Origin of the sequence: Rossellomorea sp. RS05, assembly GCF_039822645.1 — a bacterium.
Taxonomy (GTDB): Bacteria; Bacillota; Bacilli; order Bacillales; family Bacillaceae_B; genus Rossellomorea; species Rossellomorea marisflavi_B.
In genome coordinates, this window is the sequence record NZ_JBDKWY010000003.1 from 1 (window position 1) to 14,739 (window position 14,739).

Annotated in this window: 14 protein-coding genes and 1 other RNA gene; 3 read left to right on the forward strand and 12 right to left on the reverse strand. The window is 50.1% G+C overall.

Annotated elements, in window-relative coordinates:
• On the forward strand, positions 1–720 hold the full coding sequence (gene lasR, locus ABJ225_RS09830; RefSeq protein WP_347032980.1) for a transcriptional regulator LasR: 720 nt from the start codon (positions 1–3) through the stop codon (positions 718–720).
• A 110-nt stretch (positions 721–830) separates the two neighbouring features.
• Here lasR and mnmA read toward each other — a convergent pair whose 3' ends face one another.
• The 3 genes from mnmA to cymR are packed head-to-tail and all read right to left on the reverse strand — an operon-like array spanning position 831 to position 3,548.
• On the reverse strand, positions 831–1,946 hold the full coding sequence (mnmA, locus tag ABJ225_RS09835) for a tRNA 2-thiouridine(34) synthase MnmA (protein WP_218246267.1): 1,116 nt from the start codon (positions 1,944–1,946) through the stop codon (positions 831–833).
• 28 nt (positions 1,947–1,974) lie between these two features.
• A complete protein-coding gene (locus ABJ225_RS09840) occupies positions 1,975–3,117 on the reverse strand; it encodes a cysteine desulfurase family protein (RefSeq protein WP_218246268.1) in 1,143 nt (380 codons plus the stop codon).
• An 11-nt stretch (positions 3,118–3,128) separates the two neighbouring features.
• Positions 3,129–3,548: a cysteine metabolism transcriptional regulator CymR gene (gene cymR, locus ABJ225_RS09845; protein ID WP_347319912.1), complete on the reverse strand. Its 420-nt coding sequence runs from the start codon at positions 3,546–3,548 to the stop codon at positions 3,129–3,131.
• A gap of 178 nt (positions 3,549–3,726) precedes the next feature.
• Here cymR and ABJ225_RS09850 point away from each other — a divergent pair, with 178 nt between their 5' ends.
• A complete protein-coding gene (locus ABJ225_RS09850; protein ID WP_347319914.1) occupies positions 3,727–4,998 on the forward strand; it encodes a replication-associated recombination protein A in 1,272 nt (423 codons plus the stop codon).
• Between the two features lie 118 nt (positions 4,999–5,116).
• Positions 5,117–5,836: a protein-glutamine gamma-glutamyltransferase gene (locus tag ABJ225_RS09855; protein WP_286188250.1), complete on the forward strand. Its 720-nt coding sequence runs from the start codon at positions 5,117–5,119 to the stop codon at positions 5,834–5,836.
• A 379-nt stretch (positions 5,837–6,215) separates the two neighbouring features.
• On the opposite strand, the gene ABJ225_RS09860 is transcribed toward ABJ225_RS09855, so the two are convergent.
• The 9 genes from ABJ225_RS09860 to aspS all read right to left on the reverse strand — a co-directional run bounded on the left by ABJ225_RS09860 (position 6,216) and on the right by aspS (position 14,727).
• Complete coding sequence (locus ABJ225_RS09860) at positions 6,216–7,160, reverse strand: ABC transporter permease (protein WP_148984606.1); 945 nt, start codon at positions 7,158–7,160, stop codon at positions 6,216–6,218.
• Positions 7,153–8,079, reverse strand: coding sequence for an ABC transporter ATP-binding protein (locus ABJ225_RS09865; protein ID WP_056535167.1), 927 nt, complete (start codon positions 8,077–8,079; stop codon positions 7,153–7,155). The genes ABJ225_RS09860 and ABJ225_RS09865 overlap by 8 nt, the downstream gene beginning before the upstream one ends.
• Positions 8,076–8,792, reverse strand: coding sequence for an ABC transporter ATP-binding protein (locus tag ABJ225_RS09870; protein WP_148984608.1), 717 nt, complete (start codon positions 8,790–8,792; stop codon positions 8,076–8,078). Before ABJ225_RS09870 ends, ABJ225_RS09865 begins: the two co-directional genes overlap by 4 nt.
• On the reverse strand, positions 8,773–9,153 hold the full coding sequence (locus ABJ225_RS09875; protein WP_048006199.1) for a GntR family transcriptional regulator: 381 nt from the start codon (positions 9,151–9,153) through the stop codon (positions 8,773–8,775). The genes ABJ225_RS09870 and ABJ225_RS09875 overlap by 20 nt, the downstream gene beginning before the upstream one ends.
• Before the next feature lie 3 nt (positions 9,154–9,156).
• The gene (locus ABJ225_RS09880) at positions 9,157–9,927 is read right to left on the reverse strand and encodes a hypothetical protein (protein WP_148984609.1); all 771 of its coding nucleotides are present in this window, start codon (positions 9,925–9,927) and stop codon (positions 9,157–9,159) included.
• A gap of 169 nt (positions 9,928–10,096) precedes the next feature.
• The gene (locus ABJ225_RS09885; protein ID WP_056535163.1) at positions 10,097–10,861 is read right to left on the reverse strand and encodes a tRNA threonylcarbamoyladenosine dehydratase; all 765 of its coding nucleotides are present in this window, start codon (positions 10,859–10,861) and stop codon (positions 10,097–10,099) included.
• Positions 10,862–10,971: 110 nt separating this feature from the next.
• The gene (locus ABJ225_RS09890) at positions 10,972–12,492 is read right to left on the reverse strand and encodes a Na+/H+ antiporter NhaC family protein (protein ID WP_218246269.1); all 1,521 of its coding nucleotides are present in this window, start codon (positions 12,490–12,492) and stop codon (positions 10,972–10,974) included.
• Positions 12,493–12,698: 206 nt separating this feature from the next.
• Positions 12,699–12,888: non-coding RNA, 6S RNA (gene ssrS / locus ABJ225_RS09895), on the reverse strand.
• A gap of 72 nt (positions 12,889–12,960) precedes the next feature.
• Positions 12,961–14,727 (reverse strand): aspartate--tRNA ligase, encoded by a 1,767-nt coding sequence (aspS, locus tag ABJ225_RS09900; protein WP_347319917.1) that lies wholly within the window; start codon positions 14,725–14,727, stop codon positions 12,961–12,963.
• Positions 14,728–14,739: the final 12 nt, after the last annotated feature.

The window sequence follows — 14,739 nt, forward strand, 5'->3', positions numbered from 1 at the left end:
ATGGCCTTGGTTGACGGTTTTCTTGAGCTGGAACGCTCAAGTGGAAAATTGGAGTGGAGCGCCATCCTGCAGAAGATGGCGAGCGACCTTGGATTCTCGAAGATCCTGTTCGGCCTGTTGCCTAAGGACAGCCAGGACTACGAGAACGCCTTCATCGTCGGCAACTACCCGGCCGCCTGGCGCGAGCATTACGACCGGGCTGGCTACGCGCGGGTCGACCCGACGGTCAGTCACTGTACCCAGAGCGTACTGCCGATTTTCTGGGAACCGTCCATCTACCAGACGCGAAAGCAGCACGAGTTCTTCGAGGAAGCCTCGGCCGCCGGCCTGGTGTATGGGCTGACCATGCCGCTGCATGGTGCTCGCGGCGAACTCGGCGCGCTGAGCCTCAGCGTGGAAGCGGAAAACCGGGCCGAGGCCAACCGTTTCATAGAGTCGGTCCTGCCGACCCTGTGGATGCTCAAGGACTACGCACTGCAGAGCGGTGCCGGACTGGCCTTCGAACATCCGGTCAGCAAACCGGTGGTTCTGACCAGCCGGGAGAAGGAAGTGTTGCAGTGGTGCGCCATCGGCAAGACCAGTTGGGAGATATCGGTTATCTGCAACTGCTCGGAAGCCAATGTGAACTTCCATATGGGAAATATTCGGCGGAAGTTCGGTGTGACCTCCCGCCGCGTAGCGGCCATTATGGCCGTTAATTTGGGTCTTATTACTCTCTGAGGGCTTGGGGCTCGAGGTCATAAGCTGTGAAATCCATAAAGGCACAGAACGCCTTTTTGGCTTTCCCCTCTTATGCTTGTCGCCCCAGATCGAGCCCCCTCCGCTTTTCTTTACCCCACGTAGGTGAGTTTTTCTTGGTTTCGGTAGATGGTGTCGATGGTTCCGCCTCCAAGGCATTCATCTCCGTTATAGAAGACGACGGCCTGTCCAGGTGTGACGGCGCGGATCGGTTCATCGAATACGACGGATACGGTGCCATCTTCCTGGGGGATGACGGTCACTTTGTTGTCATCCTGACGGTAGCGGAATTTCGCGGTGCACGCGAAGGATTCCCGTTTAGGGTCATTGGATGTCCAGTGAACGTCCGTCGCCAAGATGGAATCTGAGTACAGGGCCGGATGCTCAAAGCTTTGTCCCACATAGAGGACATTGCGTTCAAGGTCTTTCCCGATGGCAAACCAAGGGTCACCGGCTCCGCCGATTCCAAGTCCATGGCGCTGTCCGATGGTGTAATACATGAGTCCATCATGTTTACCCATGACTTTTCCGTCCAAGGTTTCCATATTACCAGGCTGTGCTGGAAGATAGTTTCCGAGGAAGTCCTTGAAATTCCGTTCGCCGATAAAGCAGATACCCGTGCTGTCTTTCTTTGTTGCCGTGGCAAGTCCTGCTTCTTTCGCGATTTCGCGAACCTTCTTCTTGTCGATGTTTCCAAGGGGGAACATGACTTTCTCAAGCTGATCCTGCCCAAGCTGATTGAGGAAGTAGGTTTGATCCTTATTGTTGTCTACCCCACGGAGCATTTTGTATTCTCCGTCGCGGTATTCCACCTGTGCGTAATGCCCTGTGGCAAGATAGTCCGCCCCAAGCTTCAGTGCATGATCAAGGAATGCCTTGAACTTGATTTCCTTATTGCACATCACATCCGGGTTCGGTGTACGTCCCGCTTTGTATTCATCAAGGAAATAGGTAAAGACCTTATCCCAGTATTGCTTCTCGAAGTTGACTGCATAATACGGAATTCCAATCTGATTGCAGACGCGGATGACATCATCATAATCTTCCGTTGCAGTGCAGACGCCATTCTCATCGGTGTCATCCCAGTTTTTCATGAACACGCCGATGACTTCATAGCCCTGCTCTTTCAGGAGGAGCGCCGCGACAGATGAGTCCACCCCACCTGACATTCCGACGACCACCCTTGTGTCTTTCGGTTCTTTTTTCATCTATGCCACCTCCCTTATCTTTCCTTCTTCATGTCGTGAGACGATGGATGATCTTCACCGCTTCATCTGCGGCCCGCACGATGTCTTCTTCCGTGTTCCCGAGTCCGAAGCTGAAACGGATGGAGTTGCGGATCTTCTCCGAGTCCCCTCCAAACATCGCCACCAGGACATGAGATGGTTCTATTGATCCAGCCGTACAAGCAGATCCGCTTGATACGGCGATTCCTGACATATCGAAATTCACCAGCATGGATTCGACATCCGTGCCGGCAAAGCTCAAGTTTAGCACATGAGGAAGCCCGTGCTCAAGCGATCCGTTTTCCTCATAAGAAATACCGGATTCATCGAGGTTCCCCTTGAGGATCTCTTTGAATCCTACGTATCGTGTGCGCTTCTCTTCCATGGATGAAGAGGCTATCTCAATGGCTTTGGCCAGTCCGGCGATTCCAGGAACATTCTCCGTTCCTGCGCGGCGCTTCCTCTCTTGTTCACCGCCATATGCGAGGGGGAGGATGTCCACATCCTTCCTGCAATAGAGGAAGCCCACCCCTTTGGGTCCATTGATCTTATGTCCTGAAACAGAAAGAAGATCGACTCCCAGTTCGCCGACATGCAGCTCATGGAGTCCATAGGCTTGTACCGCATCCGTATGAAAGAGGGCCTGGTGATCCTTCAGGAGATGTCCGATCTCGGAGATGGGCTGGATCGTCCCCACTTCGTTATTCCCGAACATGATTGTGACTAGGATCGTGTCTTCACGCAGGACGGCCTTCACGGCATCCACACTGATCCTTCCTGTCTTATCAACGGGCAGATAGGTCACCTCATACCCCTGTTGTTCAAGATGCTGACATGTATGGAGAACGGCGTGATGCTCGATTTCAGTGGTGATGATATGATTCCCGAGCTTCCGATTCTTCATGGCAGCGCCGATGATGGCCATATTGTCGGCCTCCGTACCACCGCTAGTGAAGATGATCTCATTATGGTCTGCGTGAATCGATGCTGCAGCAATGGAACGGGAGCGGTCCACGATGGAGCGGGCTTCCCTTCCGAATGAATGGATGCTCGACGGATTACCGAACGTTCCCTGCATGACCGTCATCATCTCCTCGATCACCGCAGGGTGAATGGGAGATGTTGCCGCATGATCCAAGTAGATTCTGTTCATTCACTTACCTCCTAGATGTAAAACATGTATGCATCGGATTCTCCGTCATCTGTATGATTGGCGAGATCCTCGATCGTTGTATTATCAAGCACGTCCTTCACGGCATCTCGGATGCGGATCCAGAGCTCGCGCTTTGCAGGCTCCTCATCCTCGATCCCTTCCACTGGGCTGATCGGCCCCTCCAGGATCCGGATGATATCACCAGCGGTAATATCCTTAGGTTCGTGGCCGAGGACATATCCCCCATAAGCCCCCCGAATGCTCCTGACCAACCCGCCGTTGCGAAGCGGGGCGACCAGCTGTTCAAGATAGTGTTCTGATAAATCATGCTGTTGCGCGATTGTCTTGAGGGATGTCGGTCCCTCGCCGTGGCGTTTGGCCAGTTCGATCATAATCGTCAAGCCGTACCGGCCCTTCGTGGATATCTTCATTTCAAGCACCTCTGCTATATAGGGTAATTACATTAACTGTATGGTTTCATTCGCTCCTGCCATTATAGCATATTCCATGTCCCACTGTGAAAGGTGGCACATGCGCAGGTTATTTCCATAAAGGGTACCCCTGTGATAAAGTAAAAGGTATCAGAACGCCAGTTTGGAGAGATATACCATGTCGATAAAACCACTCGCTTTCAAAATGAGGCCGCGGACCATCGATGAGATCCTCGGTCAGCAGCATCTTGTCGGAGAAGGAAAGATCATCGATCGGATGGTCAAGGCGAAACAGCTATCATCGATGATTCTGTATGGACCGCCCGGAATCGGGAAAACGTCTATCGCCAGTGCCATTGCAGGGAGCACCCAGTACCGGTTCAAAACATTGAATGCGGTCACCAATAATAAGAAGGACATCCAGATCGTAGTGGAGGAAGCCAAAATGTCAGGCAAGGTCATCCTCCTCCTCGATGAGGTCCATCGCCTTGATAAAGGAAAACAAGACTTTCTCCTTCCTTATCTTGAAAATGGGATGATCACCATGATCGGTGCCACCACGAGCAACCCTTATCACGCCATCAACCCTGCCATCAGGAGCCGGTGTCAGATCTTCGAGCTGAAGCCATTATCCACAGATGAAATGAAGCAGGCCATCCGCCGGGCCATCCAAGATGAAGAACGCGGACTTGGAACGTACAAGCTCGATGTCAGCGAAGAAGCGGTCGAGCACTTTGCCAGCAGCAGTTTCGGTGATGTCAGGAGCTCACTGAACGCATTGGAGCTTGCCGTGCTCTCCACTTCCCCTGATGCAGAGGGAGTCATTCACATTACCCTTCCCATAGCCGAGGAGTGCTTACAGAAGAAAAGTTTCTCCCATGATAAAGACGGGGACGCCCATTATGATGTGATCAGCGCATTCCAGAAATCGATCAGGGGAAGCGATGCCAATGCCGCTCTCCACTATCTCGGAAGACTGGTGGAAGCAGGGGACCTGCCGAGCATCGCCAGAAGATTGTTGGTCATCGCCTATGAAGACATCGGTCTTGCCAGTCCCCAGGCAGGGCCTCGCACCCTTGCTGCCGTGGAGACGGCTGAGAAGATCGGATTCCCCGAAGCCCGGATCCCCCTTGCCAATGCTGTCATCGAGCTTTGCTTGTCACCGAAATCCAATTCGGCGATCTCGGCCATTGATTCGGCCCTATCCGATATCCGGAAGGGGAAAAGCGGCGAAGTACCACCTCATCTCAAGGACGCCCACTACCAGGGCGCTGCAGAACTTGGCAGAGGAATCGAATACAAGTACCCCCACGATCATGAATCGGGCTGGGTCAAACAGGACTATCTGCCTGACCGGATCAAAAACGCCAAATACTATCAACCAAAGAAAACAGGCAAATTCGAACAGGCCATCGGCCAGGTTTATGAAAATATCAATAAGCATAGGTAGTGACAGGTTAAGCCCGGGGCAAAGCGCTCCGGGCTTTTTTCATGCTGTCTCTAGCCTTTCCGCTCTCACCCATGACCAAAATCTACATACCCTGATACTAACCAGGAGGTGATCTATCTTGATACATCTGAATGAAGGAATGCCCATGGACCCGAAAAGCCTCCCCGACGAACAGCGCGCCATCTATGAAGCATTGAACAATTCCCCCATGGATTATAATTTCCCGTCAAAAGACCAGCTGAAGTTTGAAATCAATATGAGAACCCATATACTTCAAAACGCCAAAAAGATCGATGAAGGTGATTCGGAATTCTCCGCTTTCGCCGACTCCCGCTTCAATCCGGCTTTTTGGATCAAGACCCCATATGGATATGAGCTCAGGCGGGGCCGACTTCCCTCCGACGCCATCCGGGACGTCTTCACCAACAGCGCCCTCTACAGCTTCGAGTGCGTGACCACGATCGTCCTGATCTACTATAAGAGCATCCTTGACTCCATTGAACCATCCATATTCAATGACCTCTATTCCCATTTGTTCATCTGGGGCTCCAATTACAATGAAAACCTATGGATGGAAACATACCGCGGCGTCGATCGCATCCCAGGAGACGTGTATTACTTCTACAACCCAGATTACGCCGACCCCATATGGATGGGAGAAAACTCCGTTTATATGGCAGAAGATCTTTACTTCGGTCACGGAATCGGCATGGTTTCGCACAAAAAGATGATCGAAGCATTGGACACCCTGAGAATCGAAGGAGCAAAAAAATCCGCCTACCTACTCAATCAGGTGACCCGGTTGAACTCAGCAAGATTCTACCCCTACAGACGATAAAAAGGGCCGAAGAGTAACGCAACACTTCAGCAAACACCCAACAGCAGGCACAGACCGTTCATCGCACTACCAACCCACTACCCATTGCAGCCACCGTACGATCGCCTACTAAACCTCCAGTTCGAACGTACACAATTACAAAAAGCACCCAATCTACGGCCACTCCCCAATACACAAGCACAGAGTGGATTGGAGCGGAGGGCGGTTGACTCCAGCGGAATAGGAGGTCGGGCAAGACCCCGCAGGCACGAGGAGGCTTGACCACCTACCTCCCCGCAGGAAAGCAAGCGCCCGCAGCGGAAAGGAACGAACCTTTCCAAAAGCAAAAAGACGCGACAAAAAAAGGATACCGAAACCGGCATCCTTTTTTTGAATCTGCTTATGAAGCCACATCACGCTTCGTAAAGAAGACGAAAGCAAGCACTTGGAAAATCACAAAGTAAATCAGGATCATCGTGATGGAAAAGCCCATCGTCATCCCCTTCACAAGCGGAGGCTGGAATCCTGTGTACTGCGTGAGATCCGTATTCGCGAACAAACTGAACTTCGCCCAGTCGAATTTCATCGCAATCAGGCTGGTAAGATTCGACCCCATAAACAATAGGAACACTGAGATTCCGATTGCCAAAGAGCTGCTTCTGAACACAGCCGATATCATGAAGGCCATTGTTGCCATCATGGCGACATCGATCGTTTTCAATAGATACGTCTTGATGAGGTACCATACCATGTTTTGTTCCACGACAGCTCCATCAACATAGGCAAGATGCGCCGATTCCCCGATTCCACCGAAAAGGATGAGACCCAGGAGGAATGAAACCACAAACAGGACGACAAGCTGGCTCAAACCATACAATAAGACCGTGATATATTTCGAGATCAGTATTTTACTCCTTGAAATCGGACGGATCAATAGGAGCTTGATCGTGCCCCATGTGAACTCACTCGCCACGATCCCGGCAGATACGATGATGGTGAACAATCCGACAAACATCACAAGGTAGGCATTGTCTTCTACATATGACCACACATTTGCTTTTTCATAAGGTTTCAAATCATTTTTAAGACGGTACTCATTGATAGCAATACCCTTTTCCGTTTCTTCTTTCATATAACCAGGCATGTTCCCTTTGAGCATTTCCTTATCGTCAGCAATCTGAGTCTGGACGTCCTTCTTCCAATCATCAGACACCTTCGACTGGCTGTCCAGATACTTGCTTGTTGCTCCCGTGATCCCAATGATGGCCACGAGGAGGCCCAGCATGACGTATGTACCGACACGCTTGAAAATCTTCATCCATTCATTTCTGATCAAATTAAACATTGACTGTCTCTCCTTTGTCGTTGGTGATTTCCAGGAAGCGATCTTCAAGGGTTTTCGAAATCGGCATGACTCCGAAAATGTCCATTCCATCTTCCACCAGTGCTTTGACCAGTGCAGGGATCCGTTCTTTTTCGATAGCCAGCTGCACCTGATTGTCTTTCACTTCGAATTGGATTGCAGGATCGAACGTCTTGATCGAGGCTTTGATCAGGGATGCATCAGCGACATCGATCTGGTAGATCTGTTCGGTTCCACCGACGAAGGCGCGAATATCCTGGACGTCTACCAGTTTTCCAGATTGCAGGATGGCGATGCGGTCACACATCATTTCCATTTCAGAAAGAAGATGGGATGAAACGATGACGGCCATTCCTTCCTCAGCTGCTAGCTTGCGGATATACGCACGGATCTCACGGATTCCTGCAGGATCGAGTCCGTTGGTCGGCTCATCCAAGATAAGGAGCTTCGGCTTATGGAGAAGACATTGGGCGATACCTAGGCGCTGGCGCATCCCGAGTGAATAGGTTTTGACCTTATCCTTGATCCGGCTCGTCAATCCGACGAGTTCCACTACTTCCTTGATTCGCTCTTCCGTGATGCCTTTATGCATGCGGGCAAAGTGCTTCAGATTTTGGTAGCCTGAAAGGAACTTATAGAGCTCGGGATTTTCCACGATGGCCCCGACTTCACTGATGGCTTCAGCGAAGTCCTTCTGGATGCTCTTACCTGAGATAAGGACATCCCCTTCTGTAATCTTCATCAGTCCGACGATCATCCGGATCGTCGTGGTCTTTCCGGCACCGTTCGGCCCGAGGAATCCGAAGACCTCCCCTTCATTCACTTCGAATGATAGTGAATCGATGATTTTCTTGCCTTTGATGACTTTCGTGACATTTTGCAATTGAGCAATCGTCTTCATTCCAGTTCCATCCCTTCTATTTGAGTCGTGCGCTTCAACCATTGAAGGACCGACAGTCCTTGTTCTTCCCGTAATTGTTCAACGTTGCAGTGACCTTTCACTTCTCCGTTATGGATGATGTAGGCTTCATCGAGGATGGCCTCGATTTCATCGATTTCATGAGTGGCGATGAGGACCGTCTGCTCTCCCCAGTCGATATAGGAAAGGAGCCCCTTCACAATGGTGTCCCTCACCATCGGATCTAGACCTGAGAATGGCTCGTCGAGTAGGATGACTCTAGCCTGCCTGGATAGTGTGAGGACAAGCTTCAGCCTTCCACGCGTCCCTTTGGAAAGGTGCTTGATCTTTTTCGACCCATCCAGCTGCATGAACGAGACAAGCTCTTCTGCCCGTTCCATATCGAAGTCGCTGAACTGTGAGTTGTAAAATTTGAGCATCCCTTTCACCGTAAACGTCTCATAGAACATATCAAGCTCCGTCAGGTAGGCCACTTCTTCAGCCACCTTACGATTGATCGGTTCATCATCGAGCATCACCTTGCCTGCACTGGGGAGTACAAGGCCGGCGATCATTTTCAGCGTTGTGGATTTCCCGCTACCATTCGGTCCGAGGAGTCCGTAGATCTTTCCTTTTTCAAATTGCAAGGAGGTGTTCCGAAGAGCAAGTCCGCTGCCGTATTTCTTCGTGACATTCTCAAACCGGATCACGATCATTCTCCTCTCCGTACCGTTTGATGCTTTCAATCATTTCTTCTTTACTGAGACCGAGCTCCTTCATATTTTTAATGAAGATTTCGATTACTTCTCGCTGCACTCTTTGATTTAACACAGATAGCACGTCATCTTCCTCCGTCACAAACGTTCCCTGTCCTCGTTTCGTTTCCACAATGGTCATCCTTTCCAACTCACTGTATGTCCGCTGTATGGTGTTCGGATTCACCCCGGCTTGCAAAGCCATCTCTCTGACTGAGGGAAGCTTATCGCCAGGGTGTCGTTCCCTCCTGACGATTTCACGGATGATCCGATCGGCGATTTGCAGGTATATGGGTTTGGACGCTGAGTATTCTTCTACCATGATCTACACCTCAATCCTGCGATCTAATAGTCTACATGAAATGATGAATAATATGAGCCACATGACCCCTTCCCAGATGAATGGGAGAAGCGGCAGGGGAATGATATCGATATTGAATCCACTGTCTTCTCCTCCTGAGCCGATGGTGAAAAAGAAACTGGCTGGAAGGTCGACTACCCATGTGTTGTTAACGAAGGTTTCCACAGGTTTCAGACTGGTAACGAATGTTGTCACCGATGTGTACAAGATCCATAATCCGGCGAGGATGAGCCAGCGAATGTTCTTGATTGCCGGGAATTTCCCCATGGAGTGATAGACCGTCCAGAAAAAGATCAGCCATCCCGACATGTTGAGGCCGAGCAAGAGAACACCGATATTGAAATACACGCCCTCCTTGACCGGCCAGTATCCGATATCAGGAAGCCTGCTGAAGCTGATGAATCCAAGAAGATCTACGAGAAGCAAGGAAATGATCAAGTAAACCATTGCGACGAGTAGTTTTGAAGAAAGCAGTGTAAATCCGCTGAGCGGGGTATGCAACCAAAGCTGTGTCTTCCCTTCCAGCCGGAGCATGGAGTAGACGATGACCGGTAGAAAAGCAAAGTGGAAGACGCCGAGCATGATAGCGAATCCGACAGGGATCCCTTTCTCATCGAAGTATCCCCCTGCGCCGAGCCCAAGGGAATAAACGACGATGATAATCGCCAACCACCCTATGAACCACACCTTGGATGTATGGAAATCCTTCCAAAGAAGGCCTCTGAATGCATTCATTTTTTCACTCCTTTCTGTTTGTGTTCCAGTGTACTAGTTAGATAATACACTAAGACACAAATAGTAGTCAATAGGGTTTTTGCCTAAAATTTGTATGCACTCCAAAGGAATGTTAATACTGCACGCAAAAAGGCCCGTGCCTCAAGGGAGGTACGGGCCTTTCAATTTGTTATTTATCTTTCACACGTCTGATTTCAATTTCTTTTAAGAGCTGATTGATGACATGGCTGGCAGCGATGAGGCCGGCAACAGACGGAACGAATGCATTCGATGAAGGCGGAAGCTGTGCCTTTCGAATTTTGGCATCATCCTTCCCCACTTCCTTCCGTACTTCTTCACGGATGACGATCGGACTCTCGTCGGAGAAGACGACCGTAACCCCTTTTTTGATCCCTTCTTTTTTCAGACGGGTGCGGATGACCTTGGCGATGGGATCCGTATGGGTCTTGGAGATATCCGCAATCTGGAAGCGGGTAGGGTCATTCTTGTTCGCAGCACCCATGGATGCGATAAGCGGAATGTCACGCGTCAAGCACTCTTTCATCAGATGGATCTTGTACGAAATCGTATCGGATGCATCCACTACGAAGTCCAGCCCGTAATGGAAGAACTCTTCATACGTTTCTTCGGTATAGAACATCTTAAGGGCGATGACTTCACAGTCTGGATTGATATCCTTGATCCTGTCCCGCATCAGGTCGACCTTCGGCTGGCCAACGGTAGAAAGCAGGGCATGCACCTGACGATTCACATTTGTGATATCCACGTCATCCTTATCAACAAGGACAAGGCGGCCAACTCCGGAACGGGCGAGGGCTTCGGCTGCGAACGAACCGACACCGCCGATCCCGAGAACGGCCACTGTACTATTTTTAAGGGTCTGAAGACCTTCTTTCCCGATCGCTAACTCATTACGTGAGAACTGGTGAAGCAATATGATCAACTCCATTGTAAGTATTCAACTAGGTTTATTCTGAATTAGAATAAAGGATTGAGCACTGAAAATCAATATATTGCGTTCATTCTCCATGGAGTTTTGCTTCTTCAGGAGTTTAATTCCTGTGAGTGTTGAAGCTTGGAAGCTTTTCGCTTCCCAAGGAACAGCATCAATGCGACCAAGCCTGCAAGGAGGATGATGATGGTATACGGGTTCCCGGTCAGGCCGGCGATGACAAAACCGATGAGTGCGATGCTTGCATTCACTGCTGCATACGGGAATTGCGTTTTCACGTGATCGATATGATCCGCACCGGCACCTGTTGACGACAATAGCGTCGTATCCGAGATCGGAGAACTGTGATCTCCGAAGATCCCCCCGGATAGAACCGCTCCGATGCACACGAGAAGCTCGGCATCTAGTGAGACCGCCATTGGGATGGCAATCGGGAGCATGATAGCAAATGTCCCCCAGGAGGAACCGGATGCAAGGGACATGCCTGCTCCTACCAGGAAGAGGATCGCCGGGATGATGAAGGCTGGAATATTCCCCTTCACCAGTTCAACGATGTAGGAAGCTGTCCCCATTTCGCTGATCACCTTGCTGAGCGACCAGGCAAGCACAAGGGTCACGGCGACATACACCATCTTTTGCATGCCCCCCGTATAGATCTCAAAGATCTCATTGAATGTCTTCAATTTGTACGAAATCATCAGAATGATAAGGGATATGGCCGCAAAAAGATAGGCGGTACTCAGTGCCACCCTGAAAGCACTGCCTTCCACCGGTTTGAACGGGAAGCCTTTTGATGCCAGGAGACCGAAGAGCGTGATGAATAGGATCAATAGGGGAAGCCAGATTAAAACCGGATTACTCGGCTTGAGTCCCCCATCCTCTGCTTTTCTCAGAGGCTTAGATGTTTTCCAGTAGAGTTCACCTCTGTTGGCCCTATCCTCAGCCAATTTCATCGGTCCGAAGTCCAGCTTCAGAAGTGCGACCAGTGGCACCATAGACACGGCAAGGAGAGCATAAAATTGAAACGGGATCACATGAACCAGCGTGCTGAATTCAGAGGTGGTGATATCGAGATGATCAAACTCCTTCTTGATCAGTCCCATGATGTAGACGCCCCACCCGATAAACGGAACCAACACCGCCACCGGTGAGGAAGTGGAGTCAATGATCCATGCAAGCTTCTCACGTGAGACTTTCACTTTATCGAATATCTTCTCAAAAACGGGCCCTACGATCAAAGGGGTGCCGAGATCGGAGAAGAAGATGATGATGCCGCCGATCCAGGCTGATACTTGGGCTTTCGCCTTTGAATTGATTAAGTTGGTGGCACTATTGGCCAGGGCCGCTCCTCCTCCCGACTTCTCCATGAGGGCGACGAATCCCCCGATGAAAAAGAGCAGGACTAGCACAGCGGCATTATAGCTGTCTGCCACCTGCGGGAACATAAATTCCCCGATGGTTTGCATTGTGGCCTCAAGGGGCCTTCCGCCCACAAGCATGAGGACACCGACATATACGCCGGAGAATAAAGAAATAATGACATTTTTCGTGATGACCGCCAGCAGCACGGCGATGATCGGCGGCAGTAGGGATAACCAGCCCATATGTTCCATTTTGACCACTCCTATGATGTAAAGTTAGCAAAGATTACCTTTAAAAAGTATAGGGCTTGTCGACAGTTTCCGCAATGGTTTTTTGATATTTATTCATTTTCATGTATTTTTAAACAAACATATTTTACGAAGCAACTCTTGTAACTATAAAAAAGAGCCGGATCTCGAAAGATCCGGCTCTTGTGCATTACGTATCCATTTGTGAAACGAGTCCCAATCGTGCCGTCGCTGCGTTTCCTTTGTTTTGAACCCGCTCTCGGCAGGTGGGTGCTTTATTCCACTACTTGTTAGTCCTCTTGAAGCGAGGCATGAACGCCTAGCGAAAAGTCAAGCTCCCAAGGTTTGAAGTGTTCGGTCAAAACTGATAGGTTAAAACGTCGGACACATCAGGACTCGTCTGTTATTTACATCATCATAGCATGGGAGCGGCCAATTTTGCAATTCACAACCGCTGGAGAATTTCCGACATCATTCAACATCCAGTGATAGTGACAGTTCTTTCAACTGGGCTTCGCTAACGCCTCCAGGTGCATCGGTGAGGACGCAGCTTGCACTGGCCGTTTTAGGGAATGCAATGGTATCGCGAAGGTTCGAACGACCTGCAAGGAGCATCACCAAACGATCAAGGCCAAGGGCGATCCCGCCGTGTGGAGGAGTACCGTACTCAAATGCTTCCAGAAGGAATCCGAACTGCTCATTCGCTTCTTCTTTAGAGAATCCGAGGACGCTGAACATTTTTTCCTGGATGTCACGCTCATAGATCCTGAGTGATCCACCGCCAAGCTCATATCCGTTCAATACAAGGTCATAGGCCTGAGCCCTTACTTCACCCGGGTTGGTCTCAAGAAGCTCGAGATCTTCCCTCACAGGCATGGTGAAAGGATGGTGTGCTGCATAGTAGCGATTGTCTCCTTCATCGAACTCAAGAAGCGGCCAGTCCGTCACCCATAGGAAGTTGAACATAGACTCATCAATCAGGCCGAGCTCTTTACCAAGCTTGAGGCGAAGCGCCCCAAGGGCATCGGCCACGACGGATTTTTTGTCGGCGACGAATAGGAGAAGGTCCCCTGTTTCTGCTTCTGAAGCAGCAGACAGGCTGGATGCATCCTCTTCCGATACGAACTTGGAAATCGGGCCTTTAAGACCTTCTTCTTCTACCTTCAACCATGCGAGCCCTTTTGCTCCATAGCGGGATACGAATTCTGTGAGACCATCGATATCTTTCCTTGAGTAGTTGGAAGCGGCCCCTTTCACATTGATCAATTTCACTTGACCACCGCCTGCTACAGCACCCGAGAACACCTTGAATCCTGAATCCTTCACGATTTCGGATACATCGATCAGTTCCATGGCAAAACGGGTATCAGGCTTATCCGATCCATAGCGGCTCATGGCTTCATCATATGTCATGCGTGGGAAGACCGATTCGATATCCAGGCCTTTCACGTCCTTCATTAGCTTCGCCATCATTTCTTCGACCAACAGGATGATCTCTTCCTGTTCCATGAAGCTCATTTCCATATCGATCTGGGTGAATTCAGGCTGACGGTCTGCACGAAGATCCTCATCACGGAAGCAGCGGGCAATTTGGTAATAACGATCGAATCCGGACACCATCAGAAGCTGTTTGAAAATCTGCGGCGATTGAGGAAGGGCGTAGAATTCTCCTTGATGAACCCGGCTCGGCACAAGATAGTCACGTGCTCCTTCAGGCGTGCTCTTCGTCAGGATCGGGGTTTCCACATCAAGAAATCCATTCTCATTCAGGAAACTGCGGAATGACGTAGTGACATTATGGCGCATTCTGAACGTCTCGGCCATAGCCGGGCGGCGGAGATCCACATAGCGGTATTTCAAGCGCACGTCTTCTGATACTTCCATTTGATCGTCGATCATGAATGGTGGGGTCTTCGCTTCATTGATGATCTGTACATCTTCTGCATGAATCTCAATTTTTCCGGTTTTCAGGTTCGGGTTGACCGTTCCTTCACCCCGTGCAACGACCGATCCCGTTACGGAAATGACATACTCGTTTCGGATTCTTTCCGCCAGTTCGAGTGCTTCCTGAGAAAGATCGGGATTGAATACGACCTGAACGATCCCTTCACGGTCGCGGAGGTCGATGAAGATCAGACCCCCAAGGTCACGTCGTTTTTGCACCCATCCTTTGATGGTAATCGTTTCACCGATGAATGATTCCGTTACGTTTCCACAATAGGTTGTTCGTTTTGGCATTTTTTTCTCCTC